This is a genomic window from Azospira sp. I09, assembly GCF_009177135.1.
GTDB classification, from domain to species: Bacteria; Pseudomonadota; Gammaproteobacteria; order Burkholderiales; family Rhodocyclaceae; genus Azospira; species Azospira oryzae.
Map to the genome: position 1 here is coordinate 150,192 of NZ_AP021844.1, position 16,972 is coordinate 167,163.

Below are 16,972 nucleotides of genomic sequence, written 5' to 3' on the forward strand. Positions count from 1 at the left end.
ATCCGGTAAAATCGCCGGATGCACCCATCCCTGCCGTACTGGCGCCTCTCCGGCTACTACTTCTTCCATTTCGCCTTCGTCGGCGTCTTCCAGCCCTATTTCGGGCTCTATCTCCAGTCCCTGGGCCTTTCCTCCTGGGAAATCGGCCTGATCCTGAGCCAGATGGCCCTCATGCGCCTGTGCTCCCCTGCCGTCTGGGGCTGGCTGGCGGACCACCTGCACGTGCGCATTCCCCTGGTGCGGCTGGCGGCCGGGGTCAGCGTGGTGGTCTTCAACCTGTTCTTCTTCGCCCAGACCCTGGTGCCCCTGCTCGGCGCCATGGCCCTGCTGGCCTTCTTCTGGTCGGCGGCCCTGCCCCTCATGGAAACCGTGGTTTTCGACCATCTCCACGCCGAACCGGCCCGCTACAGCCGGGTGCGCATCTGGGGCTCCATCGGCTACATCGTCACCGTGCTGGCCACCGGCGCCCTGCTCGATTACCTGCCGCCGGCCAGTGTGTTGTGGATGTCCTTCGTCCTCATGGGCGGCATCCTGGCCTTCGCCCTGCTGGTGCCGGAGAGCCCGACGCCGCCCCAGCACGTGGCGACGCCGCCCGTATCCACCATCCTGGCCCAGCCCCGGGTGCGGGCCCTGCTGGGGGCCTGTTTCCTCATGTCGGCGGCCCATGGGGCCCTTTACCTGTTCTATTCCATCTACCTGGCCGACCACGGCTACAGCAAGACCCTGGTGGGCAGCCTGTGGTTTCTCGGCGTGATCGCCGAGATTGGCGTCTTCTTCTTCATGGCCCGCCTGCTGCGCCGCTTCTCCCTGCGCCAGGTGCTGCTGGCCAGCTTTGCCGCCGCCGTGCTGCGTTTCCTGCTCATCGGCTGGGGCGTGGATTCCCTGTCGGTCCTGCTCGGCGCCCAGTTGTTGCACGGCCTCACCTTCGGCGCCTACCATGCGGCGGCCATCGCCGCCATCAACCGCTGGTTTCCGGGGCGCTGCCAGGCCCGGGGGCAGGCCCTCTATTCCAGTCTCTCCTTCGGTGCCGGCGGCCTCCTCGGCGGCCTGGTCAGCGGCTGGACCTGGGATGGCCTGGGCAATGCCGCCACCTTCGGCATCGGCGCCCTGTTTGCCGTCTGCGGCCTGGTCCTGGTGGCCGGCTGGGTGCGGGACGAGTCAGCCCCAGCGGCCCCGGTGCGTTGAGTATTCACTTTCTTCCGGATTGATTGCGCCATGAAAATGCGTCCCTGGCTTCTTGCCTCCGCCGTCCTCCTCTTTACCGCTTGCCAGACGGTGCCCCTGACCGGGCGCAGCCAGCTGCTGCTGCTCGGCGAAGGGGAGGAGGTGCGGATGGGGCTGCGTTCCTACGAGGACTTCCTGAAGAAGGAAAAGATTTCCGACGATCCGGCCCTCAATGCCCAGCTGCAGCGGGTGGGCAAGCGCATTGCCGCCGCCACGGGCAAGAACTACCAGTGGGAATTCAAGGTGGTGGAGAACGACAAGGCCATCAATGCCTTCTGCCTGCCCGGCGGCAAGGTGGCCGTCTATACGGGCATCCTGCCCCTGACCCGGGACGATGCGGGCCTGGCGGCGGTGGTCGGCCACGAGGTGGCCCACGCCATTGCCCGCCACGGGGGCGAACGCATGAGCCAGCAGATGCTGGTGGCCGGGCTGACGGCTGCGGTGGTGGTTTCCGCCAGCGACTCGCGCAAGGCCAATATGTACGCCGGCCTGCTCGGCGCCGGGGCGGCGGTGGGCTACCTGCTGCCCTATTCGCGCCTGCAGGAATCGGAGGCGGACCGCATGGGCCTGATCTACATGGCCAAGGCCGGCTACGACCCCCATGCGGCCCTGGCCCTGTGGCAGCGCATGGCCGAGGAGAGCAAGCGGGAAGGCAAACCGCCGGAGTTCCTTTCCACCCACCCGGCGGACAGCACCCGCATCCGCCAGATCCAGCAGTGGCTGCCCGAGGCCATGGGCTACTACGTGCCCCGCAGCGAAGCGGCCCCGGAGGCCGCGTCCGGAGCGGAGCGGGAAAAGGCGGGCGAGCCGGCGAAGGATGCCGCCAGGGAAGGCGCCGAGAAACCGGCAAAACGACGGAAATGAGACAGGGGTTTCCAGTCCCCCAGGCCCCGGGCGGCCCTGAAAACGCCTTTTTGCGATAAAATTTCCACCCTTTTCCCAAGGCCGGAACAAAAATGCCGCAAACCCTCTACGACAAGCTCTGGCAGAACCATGTGGTACATGAAGAAGCCGATGGCACTGCGCTGATTTACATTGACCGCCACCTGGTCCATGAAGTGACCAGCCCCCAGGCTTTCGAGGGTCTGAAGCTGGCCGGCCGCAAGCCCTGGCGCGTCTCCTCCATCGTCGCCACCGCCGACCACAACACCCCCACGGACCACTGGGAAGAGGGCATCAAGGACCCCATTTCCCGCCAGCAGGTGGAAACACTGGACGCCAACATCCGTGAAGTGGGCGCACTCGCCTACTGGCCCTTCAAGGACATGCGGCAGGGCATCGTGCATGTGGTGGGCCCGGAAAACGGCGCCACCCTGCCCGGCATGACCGTGGTTTGCGGCGATTCCCACACTTCCACCCACGGCGCCTTCGCCTGCATGGCCCACGGCATCGGCACCTCCGAGGTGGAGCACGTGATGGCCACCCAGTGCCTGATCCAGAAGAAGTCCAAGTCCATGCTGATCCGCGTCGAGGGTAAGCTGGGCAAGGGCGTCACCGGCAAGGACGTGGCCCTGGCCATCATCGGCAAGATCGGCACCGCCGGCGGTACCGGCTATGCCATCGAATTCGGCGGCTCCGCCATCCGCGGCCTCTCCATGGAAGGCCGCATGACCCTGTGCAACATGGCCATCGAGGCCGGCGCCCGCATGGGTTTCGTGGCTGTGGACGACACCACCATCAATTACCTGAAGGACCGCCCCTTCTCGCCCAAGGGCGAGACCTGGGACAAGGCGGTGGCCTACTGGCGCACCTTGAAGTCCGACGAAGGCGCCTGCTTCGACTGCACCGTCGATCTGAAGGCCGAGGAAATCCAGCCCCAGGTGACCTGGGGTACATCCCCCGAAATGGTGGTGCCCATCGGCGCCACCGTGCCGGACCCGGCCAAGGAAGCCGATCCGGTGAAGCGCGAAGGCATGGAGCGGGCTCTGCAGTACATGGGCCTGACGCCCAATCTGGAAATCAAGAAGATCGCCATCGACAAGGTCTTCATCGGTTCCTGTACCAATTCCCGCATCGAGGACCTGCGCGAAGCCGCCGCCGTGGTGCGCGGCCGCCAGAAGGCTGCCAACGTCAAGCTGGCCCTGGTGGTGCCGGGCTCCGGTCTGGTCAAGCGCCAGGCCGAGGCCGAAGGCCTGGACAAGATTTTCGTTGCCGCCGGCTTCGAGTGGCGCGAGCCGGGCTGCTCCATGTGCCTGGCCATGAATGCCGACCGGCTGGAGCCGGGCGAGCGTTGCGCCTCCACCTCCAATCGCAATTTCGAAGGCCGTCAGGGCCCCGGCGGGCGTACCCACCTGGTGAGTCCGGCCATGGCCGCGGCCGCCGGCATCGCCGGTCATTTCGCCGACGTGCGTGACATTCTCTGAAGACCGAGGAGATTAGAGCCATGAAGAAACTGACCCTGATTCTCGCAGCCCTGGCTTTCCTGTCCGCCGGCTGCAACACCGTGCGCGGTATCGGCCAGGACATCGAAAAGGGTGGCGAGGCCATCCAGAAGGCGACCAAATAATGCAGGCATTCACCAAACTCGACGGCCTGGTGGCCCCCCTCGACCGTAACAACGTCGATACCGATGCCATCATCCCCAAGCAGTTCCTCAAGTCCATCAAGCGTTCCGGCTTCGGTCCCAACGCTTTCGACGAGTGGCGCTACATGGATCATGGCGAGCCAGGCATGGACAATTCCAAGCGGCCCCTGAATCCGAACTTCGTGCTCAACCAGCAACGCTACCAGGGCGCCTCCGTGCTGCTGACCCGCAGCAACTTCGGCTGCGGCTCCTCCCGCGAGCACGCCCCCTGGGCCCTGCTGGACTACGGCTTCCGCGTGGTCATCGCCGAATCCTTCGCCGACATCTTCTTCAACAACTGCTTCAAGAACGGCATCCTGCCCATCGTCCTGCCCAAGGCCGAGATCGATGCCCTGTTCGGCCTCACCGAATACACCCCGGGCTTCAAGCTGGTGGTGGATCTGGAGCAGCAGAAGGTGGTGCGCCCCGACGGTCACGCCATTCCCTTCGAAGTGGATGCCTTCCGTCGCGAATGTCTGCTCAACGGCTGGGACGACATCGGCCTGACCCTGCGCCATGCCGACAAGATCAAGGCCTTCGAGGAGCTCCGCCGGGCCGAACAGCCCTGGCTGTTTTCCTGATCTAATTTTTGCCACAGAGGACACAGAGGACACAGAGAAAGGCAGCGGCTTTGGCCTGTTAACGCAGGTGTCCGTGGCACCGCGAGGTTTCAACCTCTGTGTTCTCTGTGCCCTCTGTGGCCAAGTTCTTTAAGGTTCTCAAAATGAAAATTTGCGTTCTCCCCGGTGACGGCATCGGTCCCGAAATCATGGCGGAAGCCGTGCGTGTGCTGGAAGCCCTGAACCTGGGCTTCGAGATGGAAACCGCCCTGCTCGGTGGCTGCGCCGTGGACGCCACCGGCAACCCCTATCCGGAAGCCACCCAGAAACTGGCCCAGGCCGCCGATGCCGTGCTGCTGGGCGCCGTGGGTGGTCCCCAGTGGGACACCCTGCCCCGGGAACAGCGCCCCGAGCGCGGCCTGCTGGGCATCCGCAAGCAACTCAATCTGTTTGCCAACCTGCGCCCCGCCATCCTCTATCCGGAACTGGCCAATGCCTCCACCCTGAAGCCCGAAGTGGTGGCCGGCCTGGACATCCTCATCGTGCGCGAACTGACCGGCGACATCTACTTCGGCCAGCCCCGCGGCATCGAGGAGCGCGAGATCGACGGCCAGAAGCAGCGCTTCGGCTTCAACACCATGCACTACAGCGAATCCGAAATCCGCCGCATCCTGCGCGTGGCCTTCGAGGCCGCCCGCAAGCGCAACAAGAAGCTGTGCTCGGTGGACAAGATGAACGTGCTGGAAACCACCCAGTTGTGGCGCGACATCGCCAATGAACTGGCCCCCGAATACCCGGATGTGGAACTGTCCCACATGCTGGTGGATAACGCCGCCATGCAGCTGGTGCGCAATCCCAAGCAGTTCGACGTGATGGTCACCGGCAACATGTTCGGCGACATCCTCTCCGACGAAGCCTCCATGCTCACCGGCTCCATCGGCATGCTGCCCTCCGCCTCCCTGGACGCCAACAACAAGGGCCTCTACGAGCCCTCCCACGGTTCCGCCCCGGACATCGCCGGCAAGGGCGTGGCCAATCCCCTGGCCACCATCCTCTCCGCCGCCATGATGCTGCGTTACACCTTCAATATGGAAGAAGCTGCCGTGAAGGTGGAAAACGCCGTGAAGAAGGTGCTGGCCCAGGGCTACCGCACCGGCGACATCTACGAGCCGGGCACCACCAAGGTGGGCACCAGGCAGATGGGCGACGCCGTCCTGGCCGCCCTGTAATCCCAGGCAAAACCTTGACGGCGGCGGGGTGGTAAACCTCGCCGCCTGTGATACCGTTACATATTCATTAAGTTCTTACCCAAGGAAGCAGTGATGAAGCGAGTTGGTCTGGTTGGTTGGCGCGGTATGGTCGGTTCCGTCCTCATGCAGCGCATGGTGGAAGAGGGCGATTTCGCCCATATTGAACCGGTGTATTTCTCCACTTCCAACGCCGGCGGCAAGGCCCCGGTGTTCGGCGGCAAGGAAGCTGCGGCTCCCCTGCAGGACGCCATGTCCGTGGATGCCCTGAAGACCTGCGACATCATCATCACCTGCCAGGGTGGCGACTACACCAAGGAAGTCTTCCCCAAGCTGCGCGCTGCCGGCTGGAACGGCCACTGGATCGACGCCGCCTCCGCCCTGCGCATGGCCGACGACGCCGTGATCATCCTCGACCCGGTGAACAAGAACGTCATCCAGGACTCCCTGGCCAAGGGTGGCAAGAACTGGATCGGCGGCAACTGTACCGTTTCCCTGATGCTGATGGGCCTGGGCGGGCTGTTCCAGAACGACCTGATCGAGTGGGCCACCTCCATGACCTACCAGGCCGCGTCCGGCGCCGGCGCCCAGAACATGCGCGAGCTGATCGCCCAGATGGGGACCATCCACGCTTCCGTCGCCGACCTGCTGGCCGACCCATCTTCCGCCATCCTGGAAATCGACCGCAAGGTGGCCGAAACCATCCGTTCCGATGCCTTCCCCAAGAAGAACTTCCGCAACACCCCGCTGGCCGGCAGCCTGATCCCCTGGATCGACGTGCCCGTGGAAAACGGCCAGTCCAAGGAAGAGTGGAAGGGCGGCGCCGAATGCAACAAGATCCTGGGCAAGCCCGCTTTCCGTAGCCAGGGCTCCATTCCCATCGATGGCCTGTGCGTGCGTATCGGTGCCATGCGCTGCCACTCCCAGGCCCTCACCATCAAGCTGAAGAAGGATGTGCCCCTGGACGAGATCAGCGACATGCTGGCCAAGGCCAACCAGTGGGCCAAGGTGGTGCCCAACGAGCGCGAGATTTCCGAGCGTGAGCTGACCCCCGCCGCCGTCACCGGCACCCTGACCGTGCCCGTCGGCCGTCTGCACAAGATGGCCATGGGTCCCGAGTACCTGGCCGCCTTCACCTGCGGCGACCAGCTGCTGTGGGGTGCTGCCGAACCCCTGCGCCGTATGCTGCGCATCCTGCTCGAAGCCTGATCCGGCCGGGAGCCAATACCAGAACCGGGGCCGAGAGCCCCGGTTTTGTTATACAAAAGGGATAACTACATTAGAATAAAGATTAGCTTGCATGGCTAACTTGCTGATGTTATTTTATTTCTTCCAAAATCGACGCTCAGGGTGGCGCCGTGGCCAAAACTAAAGATACCAATATGAAAATTCGTGCCTCGCTCCTGGCAACCGCGCTTGCGTGTATGCCTTTCGCGGCGGATGCGGCAGGGTTGGGAAAGATCACCGTTTATTCCGGCTTGGGGCAACCCCTGCGTGCTGAAGTGGAGGTGTCCGCTACCAAGGCGGAACTGTCCAACATGACGGCCCGTCTGGCTTCCCAGGATGCCTTTGCCCAAGCCGGCATTGAATACGCTTCCACCCTGCTCGGCATCAGATTTTCCCTGGACCAGAAGGGGGGGCAGCCGGTCATCCGCGTCAGTTCGGACAAGCCCATCAACGATCCTTTCGTGGATATGTTGCTGGAACTGAGCTGGCCCTCCGGCCGTTTGGTGCGCGAATACACCTTCCTCCTTGATCCGCCGGAAATGGCCATCAAGGGCGGTGCCCAGGTATCCACCGTCGAGGCCAAGCAGCCTCCCCGCATCGAAACTCGTCCCCTGGCGCCTGTGGAAGAAAAGCCTGTTGCCCGGATGGCGGAAGAAAAGCCCGCCAAGGTGACTACCAGCCGCAAGCCTAAGGTGGCGGCGGAAGAAAAGTCCGTGGCAGAAGCCATGCCTGCCGCCGAGAAAAAAGCAGCGGCCCAGCCTGTAGTAACCGATGGCAGCATCGAGGTGAAGAAGGGCGATACCCTGCGCAAGATTGCCGGCGAAACCGTGCACGAGGGTGTCTCTCTGGAGCAGATGCTGGTGGGCCTGTACCGGGCCAACAAGGAGGCTTTTGACGGCGGCAACATGAACCGCCTCAAGGCCGGCAAGATTCTGGCGGTGCCGGACAAGGAGTCCGTCGCTGCCGTTTCCGAGAGCGAGGCGCGCAAGATCGTCTTTGCCCAGTCCTCCGATTGGAATGCCTACCGCCGCAAGCTGGCCGGGGCCGTGGCTCAGGAGGCGCCCAAGGACGACGGCGCCACCCAGGCCGTTGCCGGTCGGGTCACCGCCAAGGTGGAAGACAAGGCCGCGCCGGCCGCTGCGCCCAAGGACCAGGTGAAGGTCGCCAAGACCGAAGGTCCGGCCGCGGGCAAGGCAGGCGCCGGCAAGGCCAGCGAAGAGGACCTGATTGCCAAGGACAAGGCCCTCAAGGACGCCAACGAACGCATGGCGGCCCTGGAAAAGAACGTCAGCGAACTGCAGAAGCTGCTGGAACTGAAGAACCAGAACCTGGCCGATCTGCAGAAGCAGGCTGCGGCCAAACCGGCTGCTCCGCTCCCCGCCGCCGCCCCCACCAAGCCAGCCGAAGCGGCGCCGGTGGAACCGCCCAAGCCCGAGGTCAAGCCCGAGCCTCCCAAGGCCGAGGAGGCCAAGCCGGCCGAAGCCGCCAAGCCGGAAGAAAAGCCGGCCGAGGCTGCCGTCCCGGAAGCCAAGCCCGAACCCAAGCCGGAGCCGAAACCGCCCGTGGTAGTGCCGCCGCCGGTGCCGGTGGAAGAGCCCAGTCTGGTGGATGAACTGCTGGACAACCTGCCCCTCCTGGGCGGCGGCCTGGTCGCCATCGCCGGCCTCGGCGCCCTGGCCGTGGTCCGTCGCCGTCGCCAGGCTCCCGCCGGCGAGGCCACCCTGCCGCCCACCAGCTCCCTGTCCCAGCCGAGCCTGGGCGCCAATTCCGTGTTCAAGAGCACCGGCGGCCAGAGCGTGGATACCTCCAACACCCCGGCCACCGATTTCAGCCAGGCCGGCCCCGGCACCATCGATACCGACGAAGTGGATCCGGTGGCCGAAGCCGATGTGTACATGGCCTACGGCCGGGATGCCCAGGCCGAGGAAATCCTTCTCGAAGCCATGCAGAAGGATCCCAAGCGCTTTGCCATCCACGTCAAGCTGCTGGAAATCTACTCCAACCGCAAGGCCGTCAAGCAGTTCGAAACCCTGGCCAGCGAGCTTTACGCCCAGACCGGCGGCGTTGGCGCCGAGTGGGAAAAGGCTGCCGCCATGGGCGCCAAGCTGGACCCGGCCAACCCGCTCTACGGCGGCAACCCGGCGCCCGCGGCTGCTGCTGCCGATTTCGATCCCGATGCCACCATGATCGTCGGCGCCGAGCAGCTGAAGGACACGGTGACCATGCCCGGCACCCTGTCCCAGCTGGCTGAAGCCGCTGCCGAAGCGGAGCCCCTGCCGGTGGTGGAAGCGCCCCAGGAAGCGGCGGCCGAGCCGGTGCCCGATCTGGTCAGTCTGGACTTCGACCTGGGTCTCGAGGCTCCTGCCGCGCCCCAGGCCGACGTCGCTGCTGAACCTGAAGCCGCCCTGCCCGGCGCCATGGACTTCGACCTGGACCTGGGTGCGGCCGAGCCCGCCCCGGCCGCCGCTGCCGAGTCCGAGGTGCTGGACTTCCAGCTGCCGGACGCGGCCCCTGAGGCAGCCCCGGCGGCTCCTGCCGACAACATCATCGACTTCGACCTCGATCTGGGGGCCGGGGCCGAAGAGCCTGTTTCCATCACAGCGGAAGCCCCCGGCGGCGACCTGGACATCCAGCTGGATGACGAGGCCCTGCCGGTGGAAGAGGCGCCCCGCGCCTTCGATCTCTCCAGCATCAATCTGGACCTGGATGCGGCGCCCGCGCCGGCTGCCGAGCCGGCCGCCAGTGCTGCCGAGCCGGCCGCCAGTGCTGCCGACGACACCGTGGTGCTGCCGGAAGTTGCCGACGAAGCCCTCAGCCTGGATGACCTGGCTGCAGCCGCGGCCGAGACCACCCTGACGCCGGCGGCGGATGAAACCGTGGTCATGCCCGAGCTGGCGATGGAGGAGGTGACTGCTGCACCGGCTCCGTCCTTCGACTCCGCCGAAACCGTGGTCAATCCGGAACTGGGCGCCCAGCTGGAGGCTCAGCTGGAAGCCGAGCAGGCTGCCGATGCCGAGGGCGACGATGCCCGCTGGCAGGAGGTGGCGACCAAGCTGGATCTGGCCAAGGCCTATGAAGAAATGGGCGATCTGGAAGGGGCACGGGAACTGCTGCAGGAAGTGCTCGGCGAAGGCAATGCCGAACAGCAGGACGTGGCCCGCACCCTGATGGAGCGCGTCGGCAGCTGAGCGCCGTCGTCGTTCCGCCCCCTCCATGCCGCAGCCCGGGTATCCCGGCTGCGGCATTTGTTTTACAGTGCGGGCTTCGCACCCCCTGGTCCTCTTCTTGAACCGTTCCGCCCCGCCCTTGCCCGCTGCCATGCCGGCGCCGCCCTCCGCCCGTCATCCGGCCGTACGCCTGCTGCTGTGCCTGCTCCTGGCCCTGGCGGCCCAGGCCCTGCCGGCGCTCCTGGCGGCCGCCCTGGTCCTGCCTTTGCTGCGGGCCGACGGCGTGGCCGGACGCTGCCGCACCCTGCTGCTGCGCACGCGCTGGCTGCTGCTTTCCCTCTTCCTCGTCTTCGCCCTGGGCACCCCGGGCACGCCCCTCTACGACCACGCCTGGAGCCCTTCCCGGGAAGGGGTGTTCCTCGGTCTGGAACAGTGCCTGCGCCTGGCGACGGTGCTGCTGGCCGTCTCCTGGCTGTTGCACACCACCCGGCCGGCGGCCCTGGCCCAGGGCCTGCTGACCCTGTTGCAGCCCCTGCGCTACCTGGGGCTGGCGCCGGAGCGGGGCATCGCCCGCCTGCTGCTGGTGATGCGGCACGTGGATTCCGCCGACGCCTGGCCCCGGGGACAGGACTGGCGCCGTTTCCTGGAGATGCCGGCCCAGGAGCAGGAAAGCGTCCTGGAGGTGGAACTGCATCCCCTGGCAGGCCCTGACCGCCTGCTTCTCGCCGGCATGGGCCTCGGCATCCTCGTCCTGCTTGCCTCTCCGCTGTGGTTGCCATGAGCGAATCCACTATTCTTTCCGCCACCACCCCGGGCCGCATCGCCCTGGGCCTGGAGTACGACGGCAATGCCTTCCACGGCTGGCAGACCCAGCCCGGCGGCCGCACCGTGCAGGATGCCCTGGAGGCCGCCCTGGGCGCCATTGCCGGGGTGCCGGTGGCCACCACCTGCGCCGGCCGCACCGATACGGGCGTCCATGCCACTTCCCAGGTGGTGCATTTCGACGCGCCCGTGTCCCGGCCCGAATCGGCCTGGGTGCGGGGCGTCAATTCCCATCTGCCCGACGGCGTCGCCGTGCGCTGGGCCCAGGCCGTGCCTGCCGATTTCCATGCCCGCTTCTCCGCCCGGGGGCGGCGCTACCGCTACCTGCTGCTCAACCGCCCGGTGCGGCCGGGCCTGGCCGCCGGCCGGGTGGGCTGGTTCCATCTGCCCCTGGATGTGGCGAAAATGCAGGAGGCGGCCGACCTGCTCCTGGGAGAACACGATTTCTCCACCTTCCGCGCCGCCGAATGCCAGGCCAAGACGCCGGTGAAGGAACTGCGGCAGGCCCGGGTCAGCCGCCAGGGCGAGCTGGTGGTGTTCGACTTCGAGGCCACCGCCTTCCTGCACCACATGATCCGCAACCTGGTGGGCAGCCTGGTCTATGTGGGCAAGGGCAAGCACGAGCCGGCCTGGATCGGCGAACTGCTGGCGGCCCGGGACCGGCGCCTGGCGGCCCCCACCTTCAGTCCCTCCGGTCTTTACCTGGCCGGCGTCAGCTACGAACCCCACTGGGGCCTGCCGGAGACCACGGTGCTGCCCCAAATCTGGAGCCTGGAACCATGACGAGCGCCACCCATGCCCGTACCAAGACCCGCATCAAGATCTGCGGCCTGACCCGGGAGGCGGACGTGGATGCCGCCGTGGCTGCCGGCGCCGACGCCATCGGCTTCGTCTTCTACCCGCCCAGCCCGCGCTACGTCACGCCCGAACGGGCGGCGGAGCTGGCCCGGCGGCTGCCGCCCTTCGTCGCGGCGGTGGGGCTGTTCGTGAACCCGGAACCGGCCCAGGTGGAGGCGGTGCTGGCCAAAGTGCCCCTGGAGGTCCTGCAATTCCACGGCGACGAGACGGAAAGCCAGTGCCGGCGCTACCTGCGGCCCTACCTCAAGGCGGCCCGCGTAAGGCCCGATCTGGATTTGGTACAATACGCGGCTGCTTACCCTTCGGCCCGGGCCATCCTGCTGGATGCCTTCGTCGATGGTTACGGCGGCGGCGGCAAGACCTTCGACTGGTCCCTCATCCCGGCCGGCCTGGCCCAGAGCATCGTGCTTTCCGGCGGCCTGGACGGGGACAATGTGGCGGAGGCGGTACGGCGGGTGCGCCCGGCGGCGGTGGATGTGTCCTCCGGCGTCGAAGCGGCCAAAGGCATCAAGGATGCTGCCAAGATCCGGGCCTTCATCGCCGCCGTTCGCAGTGCCGACAACGATTGATTTGACGAACTGATTTATGCGCAAGAAACCGGGCGGACATACTCGCACTCACTGGCGCCACCACCTGGCGGACCACACCTGAGAGACGGCGGCTGACTAAGCAGTCCCTGTCCTTCTCAACGTTCGTCTTCTGGAGTCCTACCATGTCCTACAACCTGCCCGACGCCTCCGGCCACTTCGGCCCCTACGGCGGCATCTTCGTCTCCGAAACCCTCATCGCCGCCCTCGAAGAACTGAAGGCGGCCTATGCCCACGCCTGCACCGATCCTGCCTTCCAGGCCGAGTTCGACTACGAGCTGAAGCACTACGTGGGCCGTCCCAGCCCCATCTACCACGCCAAGCGCTGGTCCGAGCTGCTGGGTGGCGCCCAGATCTACCTGAAGCGGGAAGACCTGAACCACACCGGCGCCCACAAGGTGAACAACTGTATCGGCCAGGCCCTGCTGGCCAAGCGCATGGGCAAGCCCCGGGTCATCGCCGAGACCGGCGCCGGCCAGCACGGCGTCGCCACCGCCACCGTGGCCGCCCGCTACGGCTTCGAGTGTGTGGTGTACATGGGCTCCGAGGACGTCAAGCGCCAGGCTGCCAACGTCTATCGCATGAAGCTCCTGGGCGCCACCGTGGTGCCCGTGGAGTCCGGCTCCAAGACCCTCAAGGACGCGCTCAATGAAGCCATGCGCGACTGGGTCACCAACATCGAGAACACCTTCTACATCATCGGCACCGTGGCCGGTCCCCATCCCTATCCCATGATGGTGCGGGACTTCCAGACCGTCATCGGCAAGGAAGCCCTGGTGCAGATGCCGGAGATGGCCGGGCGCCAGCCCGACGCGGTGATCGCCGCCGTCGGTGGCGGTTCCAACGCCATGGGCATCTTCCATCCCTACATTCCCCATGAGAGCGTCAAGCTGATCGGCGTCGAGGCCGCGGGGGAGGGCATGGATACCAACCGCCATTCCGCCAGCCTGCAGAAGGGCCGCCCCGGCGTGCTGCACGGCAACCGCACCTACCTGCTGCAGGACGAGAACGGCCAGATCACCGAGACCCACTCCATCTCCGCCGGCCTCGATTACCCGGGCGTCGGCCCCGAGCACGCCTGGCTGAAGGACTCCGGCCGGGCCGAGTACGTCGGCATTTCCGACAGCGAAGCCCTGCAGGCCTTCCATGACCTGTGCCGCTTCGAGGGCATCATTCCCGCCCTGGAGTCCTCCCACGCTCTGGCCTATGCCGCCAAGCTGGCCCCCTCCCTGGCCAAGGACAAGATCCTGCTGGTCAATCTTTCCGGCCGCGGCGACAAGGACATGCACACCGTCGCCGAAAAGTCCGGCATCCAATTCTGAGAGCCCGCCCCATGTCCCGCATCCAACAGACTTTCGACGCGCTCAAGGCCCAGGGCAAGAAGGCCCTGATTCCCTTCATCACCGCCGGCGATCCCCATCCGGCCCTCACCGTCACCCTGCTGCATACCCTGGTGGAAGCCGGCGCCGACGTGATCGAGCTGGGCGTGCCCTTCTCCGATCCCATGGCCGATGGCCCCACCATCCAGCGCGCCTCCGAGCGGGCCCTGGCCAAGGGCGTCAGCCTGCGCCAGGTGCTGGCCATGGTCAGCGAATTCCGCGAGAAGGACCGCGAGACTCCCATCGTCCTCATGGGCTACGCCAACCCCATCGAGTCCATGGGCATGGAGACCTTTGTTGCCGCCGCCGCCGAGGCCGGTGTGGACGGCGTGCTGGTGGTGGACTACACCCCGGAGGAAAGCGCCGCCTTCTGCGCCGCCATGAACGCCCGGGACCTGGACACCATCTTCCTCCTCGCCCCCACCTCCACCGACGCCCGCATCAATCAGGTGGGCCAGCTGGCCCGGGGTTACGTCTATTACGTTTCCCTCAAGGGAGTGACCGGCAGCGGCGCCCTTAACTTCGACGAAGTGGCCGAACGCATTCCCAAGATCCGCGAAGCCACCGGCCTGCCCGTGGGCGTGGGCTTCGGCATCCGCGATGCGGAGACCGCCAAGCGCATCGCCGGCATGGCCGACGCCGTGGTGGTGGGCAGCCGCATCATCGAGGAAATGGAAAAGTACCCGGATGACGCCGTGGCCCGCGTCAAGGGCCTGGTGGCCGACATCCGCCGCGGTGTGGATGCCGCCAACAAGTGATTTTTAGCCACAGAGGGCACAGAGGACACAGAGAGTAAAACCGACAGGACAGTCATGCCGCGAGGGCTTTTGATCAGGCCCTGTCGCGTTGTCCAGGAATTGTTTTAACTCTGTGATTTCTGTGCCCTCTGCGGCCAACCCGAATTTAAAAAAAGTACCGGAGAACGCCATGAGCTGGTTGCAGAAACTGCTGCCCCCGAAGATCAAGCGTGAAGGCGCGCCGCGCAAGTCCAACCTGCCGGAAGGCCTGTGGCGCAAGTGCCCGTCCTGCGAGGCGGTGCTTTACGCCACCGACCTGGAAGGCAACCTGCACGTCTGCCCCAAGTGCGGCCACCACAACCGCCTCAATTCCCGGGAACGCCTGGACCTGCTGCTGGACCCGGAAGGCCGTTTCGAGATCGGCGCCGAAGTGCTGCCGGTGGACAGCCTCAAGTTCAAGGACAGCCGCCGCTATCCGGAGCGCCTCAACGACGCCACCGAAGACACCGGCGAGACCGATTCCCTGGTGGTGATGCAGGGCGCCATCAAGACCCTGCCCGTGGTCGTGGCCTGCTTCGAATTCAACTTCATGGGCGGCTCCATGGGCTCCGTGCTGGGTGAGCGCTTCATCCGCGGCGTCCAGGTGGCCCTGGAGCAGAACGTGCCCTTCATCTGCATCACCGCCTCCGGCGGCGCCCGCATGCAGGAAGGCCTGTTCTCCCTGATGCAGATGGCCAAGACCACCGCTTCCCTGACCAAGCTGTCGGAAGCCGGCCTGCCCTTCATTTCCGTGCTCACCGATCCCACCATGGGCGGTGTCTCCGCCTCCTTCGCCTTCCTTGGCGACGTGGTTATCGCCGAGCCCAATGCCCTGATCGGCTTCGCCGGTCCCCGGGTGATCGAGCAGACGGTGCGCGAGAAGCTGCCGGAAGGCTTCCAGCGCTCCGAGTTCCTGCTGGAAAAGGGCGCCATCGACCTGATCGTGGACCGCCGCGAAATGCGCGACAAGATCGCCCAGCTGCTGGCCCTGCTGCAGAAGCTGCCGGCGGCTGCCTGAAAATCTTTTTTGCCACAGAGGGCACAGAGAACACAGAGAGCTTCCGCGCCGTGCGTAAGGACGGAGCGGAAACTGTGTGGGCCTGTGCCCCGGGAGGCAACAGGGACGCCATTCTTCAGCCTGCCATGGCCGAGGTCCGCGTCCCTCCTGCCTTCCAGGGTAGGTGCTTTCGACTTTCCTCTGTGATCTCTGTGCCCTCTGTAGCTAGCCTTTCTATGTCATCCCCCACCACCCTGTCCGACTGGCTCACCCATCTCGAATCCCTCCATCCCAAGGGCCAGGCCGGCATCGAGCTGGGCCTGGAGCGGGTGGCCCGGGTCAAGGCGGCCCTGGGGCAGACCGAGTTCTGCCCGGTCGTCACCGTCGGCGGCACCAACGGCAAGGGCTCGGTCTGTGCCTATCTGGAGAACATCCTGGACCGGGCCGGCTGCAAGGTGGGCTCCTACAGTTCCCCCCATCTGCTGCGCTACAACGAGCGGGTGCGCCTCAACGGCCAGCCGGTGGCGGACGAGGCCCTGTGCGCCGCCTTCGCCCGGGTGGAAGCGGCCCGGGGCGATGAGGCCCTGACCTATTTCGAATTCGGCACCCTGGCCGCCTGGGAAGTCTTCGCCGCCGCCGGGGTCGAGGCCATTGTCCTGGAAGTGGGCCTGGGCGGCCGCCTCGATGCGGTGAACATCTACGAGCCGGACGTGGCCGTGGTCACCGGCATCGCCCTGGACCACACCGACTGGCTGGGCCCCACCCGGGAAGACATCGGCCGGGAAAAGGCGGGCATCTTCCGCCCCGGCAAGCCCGCCATCTGCGCCGACGCCAAGCCGCCCCAGTCCCTGCTGGACCACGCTGCCGCCATCGGTGCCGAGCTGAAACTCATCGGCCGCGACTTCGGTTTCGAGAAAAGCGCCGAGGACCGCCTGCAATGGCGCTACTGGCTGCGCCAGGGCGAGGCCCTGCAGCGCCGCGCCCTGGCCTTCCCCGGCCTGCGCGGCACGGCCCAGCTGGCCAACGCCAGCGCCGCCTTGACCGCCCTGGACTACCTCAAGGACCGCCTGCCCGTCTCCATGGGCGCCATCCGCGCCGGCCTCATCGAGACCGAGCTGCCCGGCCGCTTCCAGGTCCTGCCCGGCCAGCCTGCGGTGGTCCTGGACGTGGCCCACAATCCCCAGTCGGCCCAGGTGCTGGCCGACAACCTGGGCAATATGGGCTTCTACAACCGCACCCACGCGGTGGTGGGCATGCTCGGCGACAAGGACATCGCCACCACCCTGGCCGCCCTCAAGGGCAAGGTGGATACCTGGCTGCTGGCGGACCTGGCGGTGCCCCGGGGCGCCTCTGCGGTGCAGCTGGCGGAGGCCGTGGCCGGCCTCGGCGGCGAGGTGCACTGCCACGATTCCCCCTACGCCGCATGGCAGGCAGCCCTGAAGCAGGCTGCCGAGAATGATAGAATCCTGGTTTTTGGATCCTTCCATACGGTGGCCGGTGTGCTGCCCCATGTGGGCCAGCGACATCGCCAACCGGGTCAAACCCCCAGCTAAAGGTGCTTCGGG

General features: G+C 66.2%; 15 protein-coding genes. All 15 read left to right on the forward strand.

Translation table 11 applies throughout. From position 1 onward, the window contains the following. Positions 1 to 18 precede the first annotated feature (18 nt). The 15 genes from AZSP09_RS00735 to folC all read left to right on the forward strand — a co-directional run bounded on the left by AZSP09_RS00735 (position 19) and on the right by folC (position 16,960). Complete coding sequence (locus AZSP09_RS00735; protein WP_152088872.1) at positions 19 to 1,185, forward strand: MFS transporter; 1,167 nt, start codon at positions 19 to 21, stop codon at positions 1,183 to 1,185. 30 nt (positions 1,186 to 1,215) lie between these two features. After that, positions 1,216 to 2,088: a M48 family metallopeptidase gene (locus tag AZSP09_RS00740; protein ID WP_152088873.1), complete on the forward strand. Its 873-nt coding sequence runs from the start codon at positions 1,216 to 1,218 to the stop codon at positions 2,086 to 2,088. A 92-nt stretch (positions 2,089 to 2,180) separates the two neighbouring features. Further along, complete coding sequence (gene leuC, locus AZSP09_RS00745; RefSeq protein ID WP_130458845.1) at positions 2,181 to 3,587, forward strand: 3-isopropylmalate dehydratase large subunit; 1,407 nt, start codon at positions 2,181 to 2,183, stop codon at positions 3,585 to 3,587. Between the two features lie 20 nt (positions 3,588 to 3,607). Beyond that, positions 3,608 to 3,730, forward strand: coding sequence for an entericidin A/B family lipoprotein (locus AZSP09_RS00750; RefSeq protein ID WP_014238212.1), 123 nt, complete (start codon positions 3,608 to 3,610; stop codon positions 3,728 to 3,730). Beyond that, positions 3,730 to 4,368: a 3-isopropylmalate dehydratase small subunit gene (gene leuD / locus AZSP09_RS00755; protein WP_152088874.1), complete on the forward strand. Its 639-nt coding sequence runs from the start codon at positions 3,730 to 3,732 to the stop codon at positions 4,366 to 4,368. The genes AZSP09_RS00750 and leuD overlap by 1 nt, the downstream gene beginning before the upstream one ends. A 143-nt stretch (positions 4,369 to 4,511) precedes the next feature. Beyond that, complete coding sequence (gene leuB, locus AZSP09_RS00760; protein WP_152088875.1) at positions 4,512 to 5,576, forward strand: 3-isopropylmalate dehydrogenase; 1,065 nt, start codon at positions 4,512 to 4,514, stop codon at positions 5,574 to 5,576. Between the two features lie 93 nt (positions 5,577 to 5,669). Continuing rightward, entirely contained in the window at positions 5,670 to 6,803 is a 1,134-nt protein-coding gene (asd, locus tag AZSP09_RS00765) for an aspartate-semialdehyde dehydrogenase (RefSeq protein ID WP_026687255.1), read from the forward strand. Between the two features lie 215 nt (positions 6,804 to 7,018). Continuing rightward, positions 7,019 to 10,009, forward strand: a complete 2,991-nt coding sequence (locus AZSP09_RS00770; RefSeq protein ID WP_442858683.1) for a FimV/HubP family polar landmark protein — start codon at positions 7,019 to 7,021, stop codon at positions 10,007 to 10,009. 97 nt (positions 10,010 to 10,106) lie between these two features. Further along, positions 10,107 to 10,769 carry a CbiQ family ECF transporter T component gene (locus tag AZSP09_RS00775; protein ID WP_172974664.1) on the forward strand — a complete coding sequence of 221 codons (663 nt, stop codon included), beginning with the start codon at positions 10,107 to 10,109 and terminating at the stop codon, positions 10,767 to 10,769. Further along, positions 10,766 to 11,593, forward strand: a complete 828-nt coding sequence (gene truA, locus AZSP09_RS00780; RefSeq protein ID WP_152088878.1) for a tRNA pseudouridine(38-40) synthase TruA — start codon at positions 10,766 to 10,768, stop codon at positions 11,591 to 11,593. The genes AZSP09_RS00775 and truA overlap by 4 nt, the downstream gene beginning before the upstream one ends. Then, positions 11,590 to 12,237, forward strand: a complete 648-nt coding sequence (locus AZSP09_RS00785; RefSeq protein WP_014238205.1) for a phosphoribosylanthranilate isomerase — start codon at positions 11,590 to 11,592, stop codon at positions 12,235 to 12,237. Before truA ends, AZSP09_RS00785 begins: the two co-directional genes overlap by 4 nt. A 143-nt stretch (positions 12,238 to 12,380) precedes the next feature. Beyond that, a complete protein-coding gene (gene trpB, locus AZSP09_RS00790; RefSeq protein ID WP_014238204.1) occupies positions 12,381 to 13,577 on the forward strand; it encodes a tryptophan synthase subunit beta in 1,197 nt (398 codons plus the stop codon). 11 nt (positions 13,578 to 13,588) lie between these two features. After that, positions 13,589 to 14,392, forward strand: a complete 804-nt coding sequence (trpA, locus tag AZSP09_RS00795; RefSeq protein ID WP_152088879.1) for a tryptophan synthase subunit alpha — start codon at positions 13,589 to 13,591, stop codon at positions 14,390 to 14,392. A 169-nt stretch (positions 14,393 to 14,561) separates the two neighbouring features. After that, positions 14,562 to 15,428: an acetyl-CoA carboxylase, carboxyltransferase subunit beta gene (gene accD / locus AZSP09_RS00800; RefSeq protein ID WP_014238202.1), complete on the forward strand. Its 867-nt coding sequence runs from the start codon at positions 14,562 to 14,564 to the stop codon at positions 15,426 to 15,428. 215 nt (positions 15,429 to 15,643) lie between these two features. Then, positions 15,644 to 16,960 (forward strand): bifunctional tetrahydrofolate synthase/dihydrofolate synthase, encoded by a 1,317-nt coding sequence (gene folC, locus AZSP09_RS00805; protein WP_152088880.1) that lies wholly within the window; start codon positions 15,644 to 15,646, stop codon positions 16,958 to 16,960. The last annotated feature ends 12 nt before the right edge of the window (positions 16,961 to 16,972 follow it).